General features: G+C 72.3%; 13 protein-coding genes. All 13 read left to right on the top strand.

Annotated elements, in window-relative coordinates; translation table 11 throughout:
- Window positions 1-59 precede the first annotated feature (59 nt).
- Window positions 60-1,133, top strand: a complete 1,074-nt coding sequence (locus tag ACF089_RS30105; protein WP_392033353.1) for an SAM-dependent methyltransferase — start codon at window positions 60-62, stop codon at window positions 1,131-1,133.
- A gap of 5 nt (window positions 1,134-1,138) precedes the next feature.
- The gene (gene rfbB, locus ACF089_RS30100) at window positions 1,139-2,227 is read left to right on the top strand and encodes a dTDP-glucose 4,6-dehydratase (protein ID WP_392033351.1); all 1,089 of its coding nucleotides are present in this window, start codon (window positions 1,139-1,141) and stop codon (window positions 2,225-2,227) included.
- Window positions 2,176-3,048, top strand: coding sequence for a sugar nucleotidyltransferase (locus ACF089_RS30095; RefSeq protein WP_392033348.1), 873 nt, complete (start codon window positions 2,176-2,178; stop codon window positions 3,046-3,048). The genes rfbB and ACF089_RS30095 overlap by 52 nt, the downstream gene beginning before the upstream one ends.
- A gap of 23 nt (window positions 3,049-3,071) precedes the next feature.
- Window positions 3,072-4,376: a lipopolysaccharide biosynthesis protein RfbH gene (rfbH, locus tag ACF089_RS30090; protein ID WP_392033345.1), complete on the top strand. Its 1,305-nt coding sequence runs from the start codon at window positions 3,072-3,074 to the stop codon at window positions 4,374-4,376.
- Window positions 4,377-4,474: 98 nt separating this feature from the next.
- Window positions 4,475-5,692, top strand: coding sequence for a nucleotide disphospho-sugar-binding domain-containing protein (locus tag ACF089_RS30085; protein ID WP_392033342.1), 1,218 nt, complete (start codon window positions 4,475-4,477; stop codon window positions 5,690-5,692).
- Window positions 5,689-7,113, top strand: a complete 1,425-nt coding sequence (locus ACF089_RS30080) for an NDP-hexose 2,3-dehydratase family protein (protein WP_392033339.1) — start codon at window positions 5,689-5,691, stop codon at window positions 7,111-7,113. Before ACF089_RS30085 ends, ACF089_RS30080 begins: the two co-directional genes overlap by 4 nt.
- Window positions 7,113-8,081: a Gfo/Idh/MocA family protein gene (locus tag ACF089_RS30075; RefSeq protein ID WP_392033336.1), complete on the top strand. Its 969-nt coding sequence runs from the start codon at window positions 7,113-7,115 to the stop codon at window positions 8,079-8,081. Before ACF089_RS30080 ends, ACF089_RS30075 begins: the two co-directional genes overlap by 1 nt.
- Window positions 8,078-9,361, top strand: coding sequence for a DegT/DnrJ/EryC1/StrS family aminotransferase (locus ACF089_RS30070; protein WP_392033333.1), 1,284 nt, complete (start codon window positions 8,078-8,080; stop codon window positions 9,359-9,361). The genes ACF089_RS30075 and ACF089_RS30070 overlap by 4 nt, the downstream gene beginning before the upstream one ends.
- Entirely contained in the window at window positions 9,358-10,083 is a 726-nt protein-coding gene (locus tag ACF089_RS30065) for a class I SAM-dependent methyltransferase (RefSeq protein WP_392033330.1), read from the top strand. The genes ACF089_RS30070 and ACF089_RS30065 overlap by 4 nt, the downstream gene beginning before the upstream one ends.
- Window positions 10,080-10,742, top strand: a complete 663-nt coding sequence (locus ACF089_RS30060; protein ID WP_392033327.1) for a dTDP-4-dehydrorhamnose 3,5-epimerase family protein — start codon at window positions 10,080-10,082, stop codon at window positions 10,740-10,742. Before ACF089_RS30065 ends, ACF089_RS30060 begins: the two co-directional genes overlap by 4 nt.
- The gene (locus ACF089_RS30055; RefSeq protein ID WP_392033324.1) at window positions 10,732-11,721 is read left to right on the top strand and encodes an NAD-dependent epimerase/dehydratase family protein; all 990 of its coding nucleotides are present in this window, start codon (window positions 10,732-10,734) and stop codon (window positions 11,719-11,721) included. The genes ACF089_RS30060 and ACF089_RS30055 overlap by 11 nt, the downstream gene beginning before the upstream one ends.
- A 143-nt stretch (window positions 11,722-11,864) precedes the next feature.
- Window positions 11,865-13,082: a methyltransferase domain-containing protein gene (locus ACF089_RS30050; protein ID WP_392033321.1), complete on the top strand. Its 1,218-nt coding sequence runs from the start codon at window positions 11,865-11,867 to the stop codon at window positions 13,080-13,082.
- Window positions 13,083-13,520: 438 nt separating this feature from the next.
- The gene (locus ACF089_RS30045) at window positions 13,521-14,036 is read left to right on the top strand and encodes a lytic polysaccharide monooxygenase auxiliary activity family 9 protein (protein WP_392033319.1); all 516 of its coding nucleotides are present in this window, start codon (window positions 13,521-13,523) and stop codon (window positions 14,034-14,036) included.
- The last annotated feature ends 172 nt before the right edge of the window (window positions 14,037-14,208 follow it).

Here is a 14,208-nt window from a genome sequence, read left to right as displayed (position 1 = left end):
CACAAGGGGTACAGATATTGCCAAGCGTGAGTTCGTGTCCCACACTTCGGAGACATCTCTTGACTATCGTCAACGTCCACAAGGAGAGCGAGGGAGTCGTGGCCGACCCGGATCCCCTTTCCCCTCTGCGGTCCGCACGCAAGACGCTCGCCGCCGTCGAGGCGGCGGAGGAGGTCGGGCTCCTGGACGCCGTGGCGGACACGGCCGTCCCGGCCGACCGGCTCGCCGAGCTGCTCGATCTGCGTCCGGAGCCCCTGCTCGCGCTGCTCCGCATACTGGGCTGGCACGGCGTGCTCAGCGAGCGGGACGGCGCGTGGCGGCTCACCGGCGTCTACCGGGATCTGCTCACCGGCCCGCCCGGGAGCAGCGCCCGCCCCCTGCTGCGCATCGAGCGCTGGGCGGCCGAGGACCATCTCAACGCCGCCGGTGTGACCGCCGCCCTGCGGGGCCGGCGCCACCCCACGGAGATCCCCGACGCCGAACTGCCCGCCCTCGCCGACGCCATGCTCACCGGGGCCCGTGCCAGCGCCCCGTATCTGGCCCGGCTTCCCGAACTGCGCCATCGCACCAGCCTCGCCGACATCGCGGGCGGCAGCGGAGGGTACTCGGTCACGCTGTGCCGCATGTTCCCCCGTCTCTCCGCCACGGTCTACGACCGCGCGCCGATGCTGAAGCACGCCGAGGCCGTCGTCAAGGAGGCCGCTCTCACCGACCGCGTACGTCTGGAGCCCTGGGATCTGCGCACCGATCCGCTCGGCGGCCCGGACAGCGGCCCCGCCGAGGGTCCGGCCGGGGGCCCGGACAGCGCCCCCGGCGGCGGCCCGCACGACGCGGCGCTCCTCTCCCACGTCCTGCATCTTCTCGACCGGCGGGAACGGGTGCAGCTGCTGACCCGCGCGCGCCGCATCCTCCCCGAGGGCGGACTGCTGATGATCCATGACTTCCTGTACGACGCGCCCCCGGCCGGTTCGGTGCTCGCGGCCTCCGCCGTCGACTGGCTCGCCCTGGGCGCGGCCTACCACCCGGACACCGCCTCGCTCACGGCGGAGCTGGCCGAGGCCGGCTTCACCCTCCGGCGCACGGTGCCGCTGAGCGCCCTGGGCACCGCCGTCGCCGTCGCCCACCGGAACTGATACCCGTGCGCATACTCGTGACCGGCGGAGCCGGATTCATCGGCAGTGCCTATACGCGCGCGCTGCTCTCCGGCGCCCATCCCGCGTCGGCCGACGCGGACGTGACGGTGCTGGACAAGCTGACGTACGCCGGAAACCCGGCCAATCTCGCGGCCGTGGCGGACCATCCGCGCTTCCGGCTGGTGCCGGGCGACATCGCCGACGCCGCGCTCGTGCGCGAGCTGATCGACCCCGGCACGGTCGTGGTCAACTTCGCGGCGGAGACCCATGTCGACCGCTCGATCGCCGACGCGGAGTCCTTCGTCCACACCAATGTGACGGGCACTCATGTGCTGCTGGAGGCCGCGCTCGAACGGCGCGCCGGTCCCTTTCTCCAGGTCTCGACCGACGAGGTGTACGGCTCGATCGACACCGGATCCTGGACCGAGCGCTCGCCGCTGAGCCCCAACTCGCCCTACGCAGCGTCCAAGGCGTCCGCGGATCTGCTCGCGCTCTCCTACTTCCGCACCCATGGTCTCGACGTCCGCATCACCCGGTGCAGCAACAACTACGGCCCGTACCAGCACCCGGAGAAGCTGATCCCGCGCTTCACCACCCTGCTGCTCGACGGCCGGAGCGTGCCGCTGTACGGCGACGGCCGGCACATCCGCGACTGGCTGCACGTCGACGACCACTGCCGGGGCATCCAGCTCGCCCTGGAGCGCGGCCGGGCGGGCGAGGTCTACCACATCGGCGGCGGCACCGAGCTGACCAACAGCCGGCTCACCCGTGAGCTGCTGACCGCGTGCGGCGCGGACTGGAGCGCCGTCCGCCATGTCACCGACCGCAAGGGACATGACCGCCGCTACTCCCTGGACGACGGCCGGCTGCGGGCGCTGGGCTACCGCCCGCGGGTGGGATTCGCCGAGGGGCTGCGCGCCACCGTCGACTGGTACCGCACTCATCCCGACTGGTGGGACCGGTCGGACGGCGGCGCCCTGCCGGCCGACGAACCGCGACGCCCGAGCGGCGGCGCCCGGAACGGCGAGAGGAGGGACACCCCGTGCGCGGCATCATCCTCGCCGGCGGCTCGGCCACCCGGCTCCGCCCGCTGACTCTGGTCTCGTCCAAGCAACTGCTTCCGGTATATGACAAACCGATGATCTACTACCCGCTGTCGTTGCTGATCGAACTGGGGCTGCGCGAGATTCTGGTGATCTCCACCCCGGAACACCGCGATCAGTACGAACGGCTCCTGGGGGACGGCGGGCGGCTGGGCATCCGGCTGGCGTACACCGTCCAGGACGAGCCCCGGGGTCTCGGCCACGCGCTGCTGCTGGCCCGCTCGTTCATCGGCGACGAGAAGATCTGTCTGGCGCTCGGCGACAATCTCTTCCACGGCCCCGCGCTCCCCGAGCGGCTGAGCGACGCCCTGCGCCGCCACCGGGGCTGCACCCTCTTCAGCCGCAAGGTCACCGATCCCGAACAGTACGGGGTGGCCACCGTGGACGGACACGGCCGCGTCGTCGACCTGGCGGAGAAGCCCGAACGCCCCAGCTCCAACCTGGCGGTCACCGGACTGTACTTCTACGACAACGACGCCCTGGGCAAGGCCGCGGCGCTGAAGCCGTCGCACCGAGGCGAGCTGGAGATCACCGACCTCAACCGGGCGTACGTACGGGAGGGGCGGGCCACCCTCGTGGAGCTGGGCGACGACGGCGCCTGGTTCGACACCGGCACCCCCGACAGCCTCCTCGACGCCGCCCAGTACATCCGGATGAACCAGCAGACGGGGGCCCGGCCCATCGGCAGCCCCGAGGAGACGGCCTTCCGGGCCGGCCTCATCAGCCGGGAGGAGCTGGAGCGGCACACCCGGCCCGACGCCCCCGCCCCGGCCGGTCGCCGGCACGGCCTGCTGACCGAGCCCCGACCGTGACCGCGACCGGGAAGGACATGCCCATGGGCGACCGCAAGGAGCGCATCCTGGCGGAAGTGCGCCGGCTTCACCAGGAGGAGGAGCCCGACCGCGACTTCGAGCCCGGCGTCACGGAGATCTGGCCCTCGGGCGCCGTCCTGGACGAGAACGACCGGGTGGCGCTGGTCGAGGCGGCGCTGGGGCTGCGCATCGCGGCGGGCTCCGACTCCCGGAAGTTCGAGTCGTCGTTCGCCCGCAGACTGGGCCTGCGCAAGGCGCATCTGACGAACTCCGGCTCGTCGGCGAATCTGCTCGCGCTCTCCGCCCTCACCTCGCCGTCGCTGGAGGACCGCAGACTGCTCCCCGGCGACGAGGTGATCACCGTCGCCGCCGGCTTCCCCACCACGGTCAACCCGATCATCCAGAACGGGCTGGTGCCGGTCTTCGTCGACATCGAACTCGGCACCTACAACGCGACCGCCGATCAGGTCGCCCGCGCCATCGGCCCCCGTACCCGCGCCATCTCTATGGCGCACTCGCTCGGCAATCCCTTCGAGGCCGCCGAGATCGCCGAACTGGCAGACGCCCACGGGCTCTTCCTCGTGGAGGACAACTGCGACGCGGTGGGCTCCACCTACCGGGGCCGGCTCACCGGCACCTTCGGCGATCTGTCCACCGTCAGCTTCTACCCGGCGCACCATCTGACGATGGGCGAGGGCGGCTGCGTACTGACCTCGAACCTGGCGCTGGCGCGAGTGGTCGAATCGCTGCGGGACTGGGGACGGGACTGCTGGTGCGAGCCCGGTCAGAGCGACCGCTGCCTCAAGCGCTTCGCGTACCAGATGGGCAGCCTGCCGGAGGGCTACGACCACAAGTACATCTTCTCGCACGTGGGATACAACCTGAAGGCGACCGATCTCCAGGCCGCGCTGGGCCTGAGCCAGCTGGCCCGGCTGGACGAGTTCTGCGCGGCACGGCGCCGCAACTGGCGGCGGCTGCGCGAGGGGCTGGACGGGCTGCCGCATCTGCTGCTGCCCGAGCCGACGGAGGGCAGCGACCCGAGCTGGTTCGGCTTCGTGATGACGATCGACCCCGGAGCCCCCTTCACCACCGCCGAGCTGGTGGACTTCCTGGAGCGCCGCAGGATCGGCACCCGGCGGCTGTTCGCGGGCAATCTCACCCGCCACCCGGCGTACCAGGGGCTGCGGCACCGGGTCTCCGGCGAGCTGACCAACAGCGACATCGTCACCAGCCAGACCATCTGGACCGGCGTCTATCCGGCGCTCACCGCCGAGATGCTCGACTACGTCGTCGCCTCGATCAAGCACTTCGTCGCGACCCGCGGCTGACGGGGACACCGGCCCAGCCCGAGCCCGCCCGCCTCGACCGCCCCGGATTGGAGCACCCTGTGCGCGTACTGTTCTGCGTTTTTCCCCATACCTCCCATATGCACTCCGTCGTTCCGCTGGCGTGGGCGCTGCAGAACGCCGGTCACGAGGTCCGGGTCGCCCTGCACCAGGACGCGCTGTCGCTGGCGACCGACGCGGGGCTCACCGCGGTCGCCGTCGGCGCCCGCGAGCACCTCTCCGAGATCGTCGCGGCCAACCCCGACCCGGCCAGGCTGCCGAGGCTGACCGGGGCCATGGTCCTGGATCCGACGGCCGGACCGAGCCGGTGGCAGGCGCAGTGGCTGCACTACACCGCGATGCTCGCCCGCTACCGGCCGGTCGTGGACGATCTGGTCGCGCTGGCCCGCGGCTGGCGGCCGGACCTGGTCCTGTGGGATCCCCTGTGCGTGCCCGCCGCCGTCGCCGCCGAGGTGACCGGCGCGGCCCACGCGCGCTTTCTGTGGGCCCAGGACAACATCGCCTGGCTGCGCAAAAAGCAGCTCGAACAGGCCGCCGCCGCCCCGGACGGCCGGACGCGCCGGGACCCGGTGGCGGCCCTGATGCGGCCGATGCTGGAGGCGTACGGGCTGCCCTACACGGAGGAGCTGCTGCTCGGCCAGTGGACCGTGGACCCCGTCCCGGAGGCGATGCGGCTGCCGGCCGATCTGCACTACGAGCCGATGCGCTGGGTGCCGTACAACGGCGGCGCGCCCGCGCCCCGGTGGCTGGACGAGCCGCCCCGGCGGCCCCGGGTCGCCCTCACCCTCGGCGTCGGCGGTCGCGGCCGTCAGCTCTACGAGGAGTCGGGGGTGTCCTTCTCCGAGGTGGTGTCCGCCGTCACCGCGCTGGGCGCGGAGGTCGTGGCGACCGGGCGCCCGGGCCTGCCGGAGGCCGCGGACGGCCCGCCCGACGGCGTACGGCTGGTCGACTATCTGCCGCTCAACCAGCTGTTGCCGACCTGCTCGGCGGTGATCCACCACGGCGGGGCCGGCAGTTTCGCGGCGGCCGTGGCCCACCGGGTGCCGCAGCTGGTCACCCCGGTGCCGTTCTGGTCGGAGAACGAGACGGCCCGCCATGTGGAGGAGCGCGGCGCCGGTCTCTCGCTGAGCGTGGCGGAGTTCACCGCCGAGGCCCTGTCGGAGCGGCTGGGCCGGGTGCTCGGGGATCCCTCGTTCCGCGACGGCGCGCGGCTGCTGGCCAACGAGGCGGCGAAGGCCCCGGGGCCGGCGGAGCTGGTGCCGGTGCTGGAGGAGCTCACCGTACGGAACCGGCGATGAGCGCCGCGGTGATGGCGGCCGCGGGCGCCGCCGGGGGAGTTCTCGCGCGGCCCGGGCCGCGCCACGACCCGTCGGTCGCCGAGCGGCTCGCCCGCTCGGCCGCCGCCCGCGAAGGGGCCGGGATCGGCACGGCGGAGGTGGCGGGGTGGCTGGCGGAGCGCGCGCGGGCGCATCCGTTCCGGGTGGAGCGGATCCCCTTCGAGGCGCTGGAGGGCTGGTCGTTCCAGGAGCCGGGCGGCAATCTGGTCCATCGCAGCGGACGGTTCTTCGGCGTCGAGGGGCTGGACGTCTCCGTGACGTCCGTCGAGAAGGGCGCGGCCGGCGCGGAGGACGGACGCTGGCAGCAGCCCGTGATCGTCCAGCCCGAGGTGGGGATCCTGGGGCTGCTGTGCCGGGAGATCGACGGTGTGCCGCACTTCCTGCTCCAGGCGAAGATGGAGCCGGGGAACATCAATCTGCTCCAGCTCTCCCCGACCGTGCAGGCCACCCACAGCAACTACACGAAGGTGCACCGGGGATCCGGGGTGCGGTATCTGGAGCACTTCACCGAACCGGGCCGCGGCCGGGTGATCGCCGACGTCCTCCAGTCCGAGCACGGCTCGTGGTTCCACCACAAGGCCAACCGCAACATGGTGGTCGAGACCGACGAGGACGTGGAGCCGCACGAGGACTTCCGCTGGCTGACGCTCGGCCAGATCCACGAGCTGCTGGCCCGCGATCATCTGGTGAACATGGACGCCCGTACGGTGCTGTCCTGTCTGCCCTTCGCCGATCCCCGCCCGACCGCCCTCCACCGGGATGTGGAGCTGCTCTCCTGGATCACCGGGCAGCGCTCGTCCCGGCGGCTGCGCGCGGAGCGGATCCCGCTGGCGTCCGTGGCGGACTGGCACAGGTCGCCCGAGCGGATCGAGCACCGGTCGGGCCGCTACTTCCAGGTGGTCGCGGTGGACGTCCGGGCGGGCAACCGCGAGGTCGGGCACTGGACGCAGCCGCTGTTCGCGCCCGTGGGCACGGGTGTCACCGCCTTTGTGCTGCGCCGCTTCGGCGGGGTGCCGCATGTGCTGGCGCACGCCCTGGTGGAGGGCGGCTACCGCAACACCGTGGAGCTGGGCCCCACCGTCCAGTGCACCCCGGGGAACCACCGGGTGCCGCCGCGCTTCCTGGATCTGGTGCTGGGCGCGGGCCCGGAGCGGATCCGCTACGACGCGCACCACAGCGAGGAGGGCGGCCGCTTCCTCGCGGCCGACACCCGCTGTCTGATCGTGGAGGCCGCCGAGGACGAGGCCCCGCTCGACGCCCCGCCCGGCTTCCGTTGGGTCACCCCGGGCCAGCTCACCGGCCTGGTGCGGCACGGGCACTATGTCAACGTCCAGGCGCGCACCCTGCTCGCCTGTCTCAACAGCCTGGCGGTGCGGGGCTGATGGAGCCGGTACGGTTCGGAGTCCTCGGCTGCGCGGACATCGCGTGGCGCCGGATGCTGCCGGCCATGGCGGCCGACCCCGGGATCACGATCACCGCCCTCGCCTCCCGGCGGCCCGCGACCGCCGAGTCCTGGGCCGACGCGTACGGCTGCCGCGCCGAGCACGGCTACGCGGCCCTGCTGGAGCGCGACGACGTCGACGCCGTGTACGTTCCGCTGCCGGCGTCCCTGCACTCGCTGTGGACCGAGGCCGCGCTGCGCGCCGGAAAGCATGTCCTCTGCGAGAAGCCCCTGACCACGGACGCGGACCGGACCGCCGCGCTGCTGGCGCTCGGCGCCGAACGCGGGCTGGTGCTGGCCGAGAACATCATGTTCGTCCACCATCCGCAGCACGGATTCGTCCGCCGGCTCGTCGCGGACGGCGCGATCGGCGAACTCCGTTCGCTGCACGCCGCCTTCGAGGTGCCCGCCCGGCCCGAGGGCGATATCCGTCTCTGCCCCGAGCTGGGCGGCGGGGCCCTCTTCGACGTGGGCGTGTATCCGGTGCGGGCCGCGCTGTGTCTGCTGCCCGGGCCGCTGACGGTGGTGGACGCCGCGCTCTCCCGGTCCCCCGGCTCGCGGGTCGACACCGGAGGCTCGGCGGTGCTGCGCACCCCGACCGGGGTCACCGCCGAACTCGCCTTCGGCCTGGAGCATCCGTACCGCTCCGCGTACGAGCTGCGCGGCAGCGCCGGGCGGATCCTTGTGGACCGGGCGTTCACACCGCCCGCCGACCACCGGCCGCGGATCCGGGTCGTCGACGAGGCGGGCGAGCGGTTCCTGGAGCTGCCCGCGTACGACCAGGCGGCCGGTGTGCTGGCCGCCTTCACCGCCGCCGTCCGTACGGGCGGCGGCCCCGATCCCGTTCCTCTCGACGAGGCGGTGCTCCTGCGGGAGATCCGCCGGACAGCGGCCCGGAGGCCAGTGTGATCAATGTGTTCCAGCCGAGCCTGGGCGAGAAGGAGCTGAGCGCCGTCGCGGCCGTGTTCGCGGACAGCTGGCTCGGCCACGGTCCGCGCACCTCGGCGTTCGAGGCGGAGTTCGCGGCGCACCTCGGGGTGCCCGCCGAGCAGACGATCTTCATCTCCTCGGCGACGGCGGGGCTCTATCTCGCCACGGAGCTGCTGGGTCTGGGGCCCGGCGACGAGGTGGTGATGCCGACGATCAGCTTTGTGTCGGCCGCCAGCGCGGTGGCCGCGACGGGCGCGCGGCCGGTCTTCTGCGAGGTGGATCCGGACACCCTCAATCCGTCGGCCGAGCACATCGGGCGGGCGCTCACGGAGCGCACCCGGGCCGTGCTCGTCCTGCACTACGGCGGCAGCCCCGGGGACGTCGAGCGGATCGCCCGGCTCTGCGAGGAGCGGGGCGTGGCGCTGATCGAGGACGCCGCCTGCGCGGTCGCCTCGGCCGTCGGCGGCCGGGCGTGCGGCACCTTCGGCGCGCTCTCGGTGTGGAGCTTCGACGCGATGAAGGTGCTCTCCACCGGGGACGGCGGGATGCTGTACGTGGCCGATCCGGCGCTGGCGCGGCGGGCGAGGCGGCTGGCGTACCACGGTCTGGAGCAGTCCAGCGGTCTGAGCGCGGCGCGGAGCGCCGGGGCGGACCGGGCGGCGGACGGGACGGACGAAACCGACCGGACCGACCGGACCGACCGGGCCGCGGAGGATCCGGCGAGCGACCCGGCGGCCGGGGTGCCCGCCTCCGGCGCCCGGGTGCCCGTCCGCTGGTGGGATCTCGACGTCCGGGACTTCGGCCGGCGGGTGATCGGCAACGATCTCACCGCCGCGATCGGCAGTGTGCAGTTGCGGCGGCTGGACGCCATCCTCTCCCGCCGCCGAGCGGTGGCCGAGACCTACGACCGGCTGCTGGCCGGGCTCGACGGCGTCCGGCTGCCTCCGCCGCTGCCCGCCGGGCACACCTCCTCGTACTACTTCTACTGGGTGCGACTGGATCCGGACATCCGCGACGGTGTCGCCTCCGACCTGCTGAAACGCGGCGTCTACACCACCTTCCGCTATCCGCCGCTGCACCGGGTCCCGGCGTACGGACCGTACGCCGGGCCGCTGCCGGACGCCGAGCGCGCCTCGGACACCACCCTGCTGCTGCCCCTGCACGCGGGCCTCGACGACGCCGACGTCCGTACGGTGGCTGCCGAGTTCCGCGCCTGTGTCGAGGCCCGTACCGCCGCCCGGGACAAGGACGCCGCATGACCTCCCCCACCGCCTACAGCTCCCGGCACGCGGAGATCTACGACCTCGTCCACGCCGCCCGGGGCCGCGACTGGGCCGCCGAGGCCGACGAGATCGCCCGGCTGGTGCTCGACCGCAGACCCGGCGCGGCCTCGATCCTGGACGTGGCCTGCGGTACGGGGGCCCATCTGCGCCGGCTGCGCGAACGCTTCCCGGTCGCCGACGGACTCGAACTCTCCGACGGCATGCGGGAGATCGCGGCGGCCGCGCTGCCGGACAGCACGATCCACCGGGGCGACATGCGCGACTTCGACCTCGGCCGGGAGTACGACGCCATCACCTGCATGTGCTTCTCGATGGGGTACATGGCGTCGACGGCCGAGCTGAGCGCGGCGGCCGGCGCCCTGGCCCGGCATCTCGCGCCGGGCGGTGTGGTGATCGCGGAGCCGTGGTGGTTCCCCGAGCGGTTCCTCGACGGATTCGTCACGGGCAGCGTCGCGGAGTCGGAGCGGCTGGTCGTCAGCCGCGTCTCGCACTCCGTACGGGACGGCCGCCGCTCCCGGATGACGGTCCACTACACGGTCGCCGAGCCCTCGGGCGTACGGCACTTCACCGAGGAGGAGACCTACTCCCTCTTCACCCACGAGGAGTACACGGCGGCCTTCGCCGACGCCGGTCTCCGCACCGAGCACCTCCCGGGCCCGCCCAACGGGCGGGGGCTGTACGTCGGCGTACGGGCATGACGCGCCTGGTCCCGGGGGCCGTCCCCGGCGTGTTCACGCTCACCCCGCGCCATCTGACCGACGCCCGGGGGTCCTTCTACGAGGGGGTGCGCACCGAGGCCCTGGAGGAGGCGACGGGGCAGCCGTTCACTCCCCGGCAGGTGAACTACTCGGTCTCGCGGAGGGGGACCCTCCGCGGTCTGCACGGGGTGACGATCCCGCCCGGCCAGGCCAAGCTCGTCAGCTGTGTCCGGGGGGCGCTGCGCGATGTGGTGGTCGATCTCCGGCTGGGATCGCCCGCGTTCGGCCGGTACGAGATCACCGAGCTGGACGCCGCGTCGGGGCGGTCGGTGTACGTCCCCGAGGGGGTGGCCCACGGCTTTCTGGCCCTCACGGACGACGCCTGTGTCTGCTATCTGCTCTCCTCGGCGCATGTCCCGGGGACGCAGCTCGACATCCATCCCCTCGATCCCGATCTGGCCATCGACTGGGCGGGCGGGGACTTCGGGGATGACAGGGGCGACGGGGGCTCCGGGGACGGGCGGTGGCTGCTCTCCCCGAAGGACGCGGCGGCCCCGACGGTGGCCGAGGCCAGGGCGGCCGGTCTGCTGCCGCGCTGGACGGGACCGGCGACGGTCGCGGCGACGACGCCGCGCGAAGGGGGCGGGGATGGCGGCTGATCACTGGTCCGGCAGAACCGTGCTGGTCACGGGAGTCGCCGGTTTCATCGGCTCGCACTTCGCCGAAGGGCTGCTGGCCCGGGGAGCGCGGGTGATCGGTCTCTACCGGCGCGACAACCGGAAGGTGCTGGCACAGCTTCCGGCGACGGACCGGCTGCGGACCGTCCGGCTGGATCTGCTGGACGAGGCCGCGCTGAACGAGGCCGTCGCGGCGGAGCCCGACGGCGTCGACGCCGTGGTGCACTGCGCGGCGCTCACGGGGAACGCGGCCTTCCGGCGGGAGCGTCCGGCCACCGTCCTCGACGCCAACATGCGCACCGTGTCGAACGTCCTCGGCTGCGCGCGCCGGCACGGCACGGCCGATGTCGTGCTGCTCGGCTCCGGCGAGGTCTATCTCTCGGCCACCGACCGCCCCACCCGGGAGGAGGACGACTTCCGCACCTTCATGAAATACGCCCCCGACGGCTATTACCTCTCCAAGAGCTATGCCGAGATCCTCGCCGAGACCTATGGCGAGGAGTACGGAATGCGCGTCTTCCGTCCCCGGCTCACCAGCATCTACGGTCCGCGCGACAATTTCGAGGCGGACACCGACCGGGTGGTCCCCCGGATGTTCGCCAGGGCGGCGGCGGGCGAGGAGATCGAGATCTGGGGCGACGGCGCCCAGACCCGTACGTATCTCTATGTGACCGATCTGGTCGACGCGACCTTGCGGATGGTCGAGAAGGACGTCCACCGGATCGTGAACATGGGGACGCCGGAGGCGGTCTCGCCGATCGCGCTGGCCCGGCTGGTCTGCGGCGCGCTGGGCCGTCCGGAGCGGTACGTGCTCGACCGGGAGAAGTCCGGCGGGCGTTCGAACAGGACCTTCGACCTCGCGAAGATGCGCGAGATCGCCGACTTCCGCCCTCGGGACCTGCGCGAAGGGCTGCGGCTGACCGCCGCGTGGTACCGGGAGCACCGGATGCCGCCCGGCTGAGTCCGACCGCCCGCGCGTCGCCGCCCGCGCGTCCAGTTCGCGCACAGCGCCGTTCACGCACACCGCGCAATCGCTCTCGCCCCGCTCATCCGACATCGACACCGGGGTCGGTCGTCCGGACCCCCGACAGAAAGCTGCGTGACATGTCTCATTGCCGTATATGCGGTGGCCCGGTGGAGGAATTCTTCGACTTCGGCCGCCAGCCCGTCTCGGACGTGTTCCCCGAGCCCGGCGACATCGGCACGGAACACTTCTACCGGCTGGCCGTCGGATTCTGCGACACCTGCACCATGGTGCAGCAGTTCGAGGAAGTGTCACGGGACCGGATGTTCCCCGCCGACTATCCCTATCGCTCGTCCGGCTCGGCGCTGATGCGCCGGCATTTCGAGGAGACCGCCCGGCACTATCTGGCGACGGAGCTGACCGGCCCCGACCCGTTCTATGTGGAGATCGGCTGCAACGACGGCATCATGCTCGGCTCGGTCCGGGCCGCGGGCGTACGGCATCTGGGCGTCGACCCGGCCGAGAACGCGGCCAAGGTGGCGGGGGCGGCCGGCAGCCGGGTGCACATCGGCTTCTTCGAGGAGTCGTCCGCGCTGCGGATCCGGGAGACGGAGGGGACCGCCCGGCTCATCTTCTCCGCCAACACCGTCAGCCACATCGCCTACATCGACTCGGTCTTCGCCGGGGTGCGCGCGCTGCTCGCCGAGGGAGGCGTCTTCGTCTTCGAGGACCGCTATCTCGGCGACATCATCAGCCATACGTACTTCGACCAGATCTACGACGAGCACTTCTATCTGTTCTCCGTGCGCTCGGTGCGGGCCATGGCCGAGCTCTACGGCTTCGACCTGGTGGACGTCGAGCATCTCCCGGTGCACGGCGGCACCATGCGCTACACGACGGCCCGCGCGGGCGAGCGGCGTCCGAGCGAGGCGGTGGGCCGGTGGCTGGCCCGCGAGCGGGAGCAGCGGCTCGCGGAGCGGGCGACCTACACGAGCTTCGGCGCCCGGGCCGAGTCCAACTGCCTCAGCCTCAAGTCGCTTCTCACGGATCTGCGGGACCAGGGGAAGAGCGTGGTGGGCTACGGCGCGACGTGCAAGAGCGCCACGGTCACCAACTACTCCCGGATCGGCCCCGAGCTGGTCCCCTTCATCTGCGACTCCACCCTGGAGAAGCAGCACCGGGTGACTCCCGGCTCCCACATCCCGATCCGCCCGTCGGAGGCGTTCTCCTCGCCGTACCCGGACTACGCGGTCCTCTTCGCGTGGAACCACGCGGCGGAGATCATGGCGAAGGAGAAGGAGTTCACGGCGTCGGGCGGGCGGTGGATCCTCTACGTCCCCGATGTCCATATCGTCTGACCCGACCGGCCTGTCCGGGTCCGGCCCGTCCGACCCGCCCGGCTCGTCCGAGCCGTGGGCAACTCGTCCGGCCCGAAGGCGACTTCACCGTTCTCGAAGCACGCTCGAAGTCCGCCCCGAACGGGTACCTTTCCTGAGACGGAATTCTTTCTTCCGCCGCGGGTCGCGCACAGCCCCGCTGACCGGCCCTTTCCCGGTGGCGGCGGCCCGCGGGAGGGGCCCCGCGGGGGCCGCGGCGACCACCCGACCGACTTGACCGTGCTCAGACAAGCGGTATGGTCCAGACCAAGGCGGTGCGGGAGGCCGTCGCCGAGTCACCGACTGCCGGTGTCCCCACACCCGGTCGCCGCCTCGGCACACGCGCCATGTCACCGCCTCCTCACCGCCCTGGACGAGGTCCGTCAGAGCCGGCGGGCCTCCCTGGCTGAAGGAGCTGACATGAACGGGAAGAAGAGGCTGGCCGTGGTCATCGGCGCGGGAATCGCGCCGCTGCTCGCCGTGAGCCTGCCTGCCAGTAGCGCCAGCGCCCACGGTTACATCTCCTCACCGCCGAGCCGGCAGGCCCAGTGCGCCGCCGGAACGGTCCCCTGTGGTCCCATCAAGTACGAGCCGCAGAGCGTCGAGGGCCCGAAGGGGCTGCGCAGTTGCAGCGGCGGCAACTCCGCCTTCTCCGAGCTGGACAACGACGGCAAGGGCTGGAAGGTGACCCCGGTCGGCAGCTCGACCACCTTCAACTGGCGTCTGACAGCGCGCCACGCCACGAGCACCTGGCAGTACTACGCGGGTGGCCGGAAGATCGCCGAGTTCAACGACGGCGGCGCGCGGCCGGGCGAGACCGTGTCCCACCAGGTCAGCTTCGGCGGTCTCAGCGGCAAGCAGAAGGTGCTCGCCGTCTGGAACATCGCCGACACCCCCAACGCCTTCTACGCCTGTGTCGACGTCAACGTCGGCTGAGGCGACGGCATAGCGCCGTCGGGGCAGTGAGATCGCGGTGGGCGGATCCTCGCCCACCGCGATCGCGCCGGGCGGGGAGCACGGGCGGAGCGGGACTCCCCCGGCCCCCGCCCTCGCGCTTGCCCGATTCCCCGCGTATACGGGCCCGTTGACGGGCACACGCCCACGCCCG

This window comes from Streptomyces sp. NPDC014894, assembly GCF_043080985.1.
Classification (GTDB): domain Bacteria; phylum Actinomycetota; class Actinomycetes; order Streptomycetales; family Streptomycetaceae; genus Streptomyces.
This window is presented reverse-complemented; position numbering and strand designations above follow the sequence as displayed.

Coding starts and splice junctions, on each gene's coding strand:
- ACF089_RS30055 (WP_392033324.1), top strand. CDS start 10,732: ATGGCGGCTGATCACTGGTCCGGCAGAACCGTGCTGGTCACGGGAGTC.
- ACF089_RS30075 (WP_392033336.1), top strand. CDS start 7,113: ATGGAGCCGGTACGGTTCGGAGTCCTCGGCTGCGCGGACATCGCGTGG.
- ACF089_RS30060 (WP_392033327.1), top strand. CDS start 10,080: ATGACGCGCCTGGTCCCGGGGGCCGTCCCCGGCGTGTTCACGCTCACC.
- ACF089_RS30080 (WP_392033339.1), top strand. CDS start 5,689: ATGAGCGCCGCGGTGATGGCGGCCGCGGGCGCCGCCGGGGGAGTTCTC.
- ACF089_RS30085 (WP_392033342.1), top strand. CDS start 4,475: ATGCACTCCGTCGTTCCGCTGGCGTGGGCGCTGCAGAACGCCGGTCAC.
- ACF089_RS30050 (WP_392033321.1), top strand. CDS start 11,865: ATGTCTCATTGCCGTATATGCGGTGGCCCGGTGGAGGAATTCTTCGAC.
- rfbH (WP_392033345.1), top strand. CDS start 3,072: ATGGGCGACCGCAAGGAGCGCATCCTGGCGGAAGTGCGCCGGCTTCAC.
- ACF089_RS30045 (WP_392033319.1), top strand. CDS start 13,521: ATGAACGGGAAGAAGAGGCTGGCCGTGGTCATCGGCGCGGGAATCGCG.
- ACF089_RS30065 (WP_392033330.1), top strand. CDS start 9,358: ATGACCTCCCCCACCGCCTACAGCTCCCGGCACGCGGAGATCTACGAC.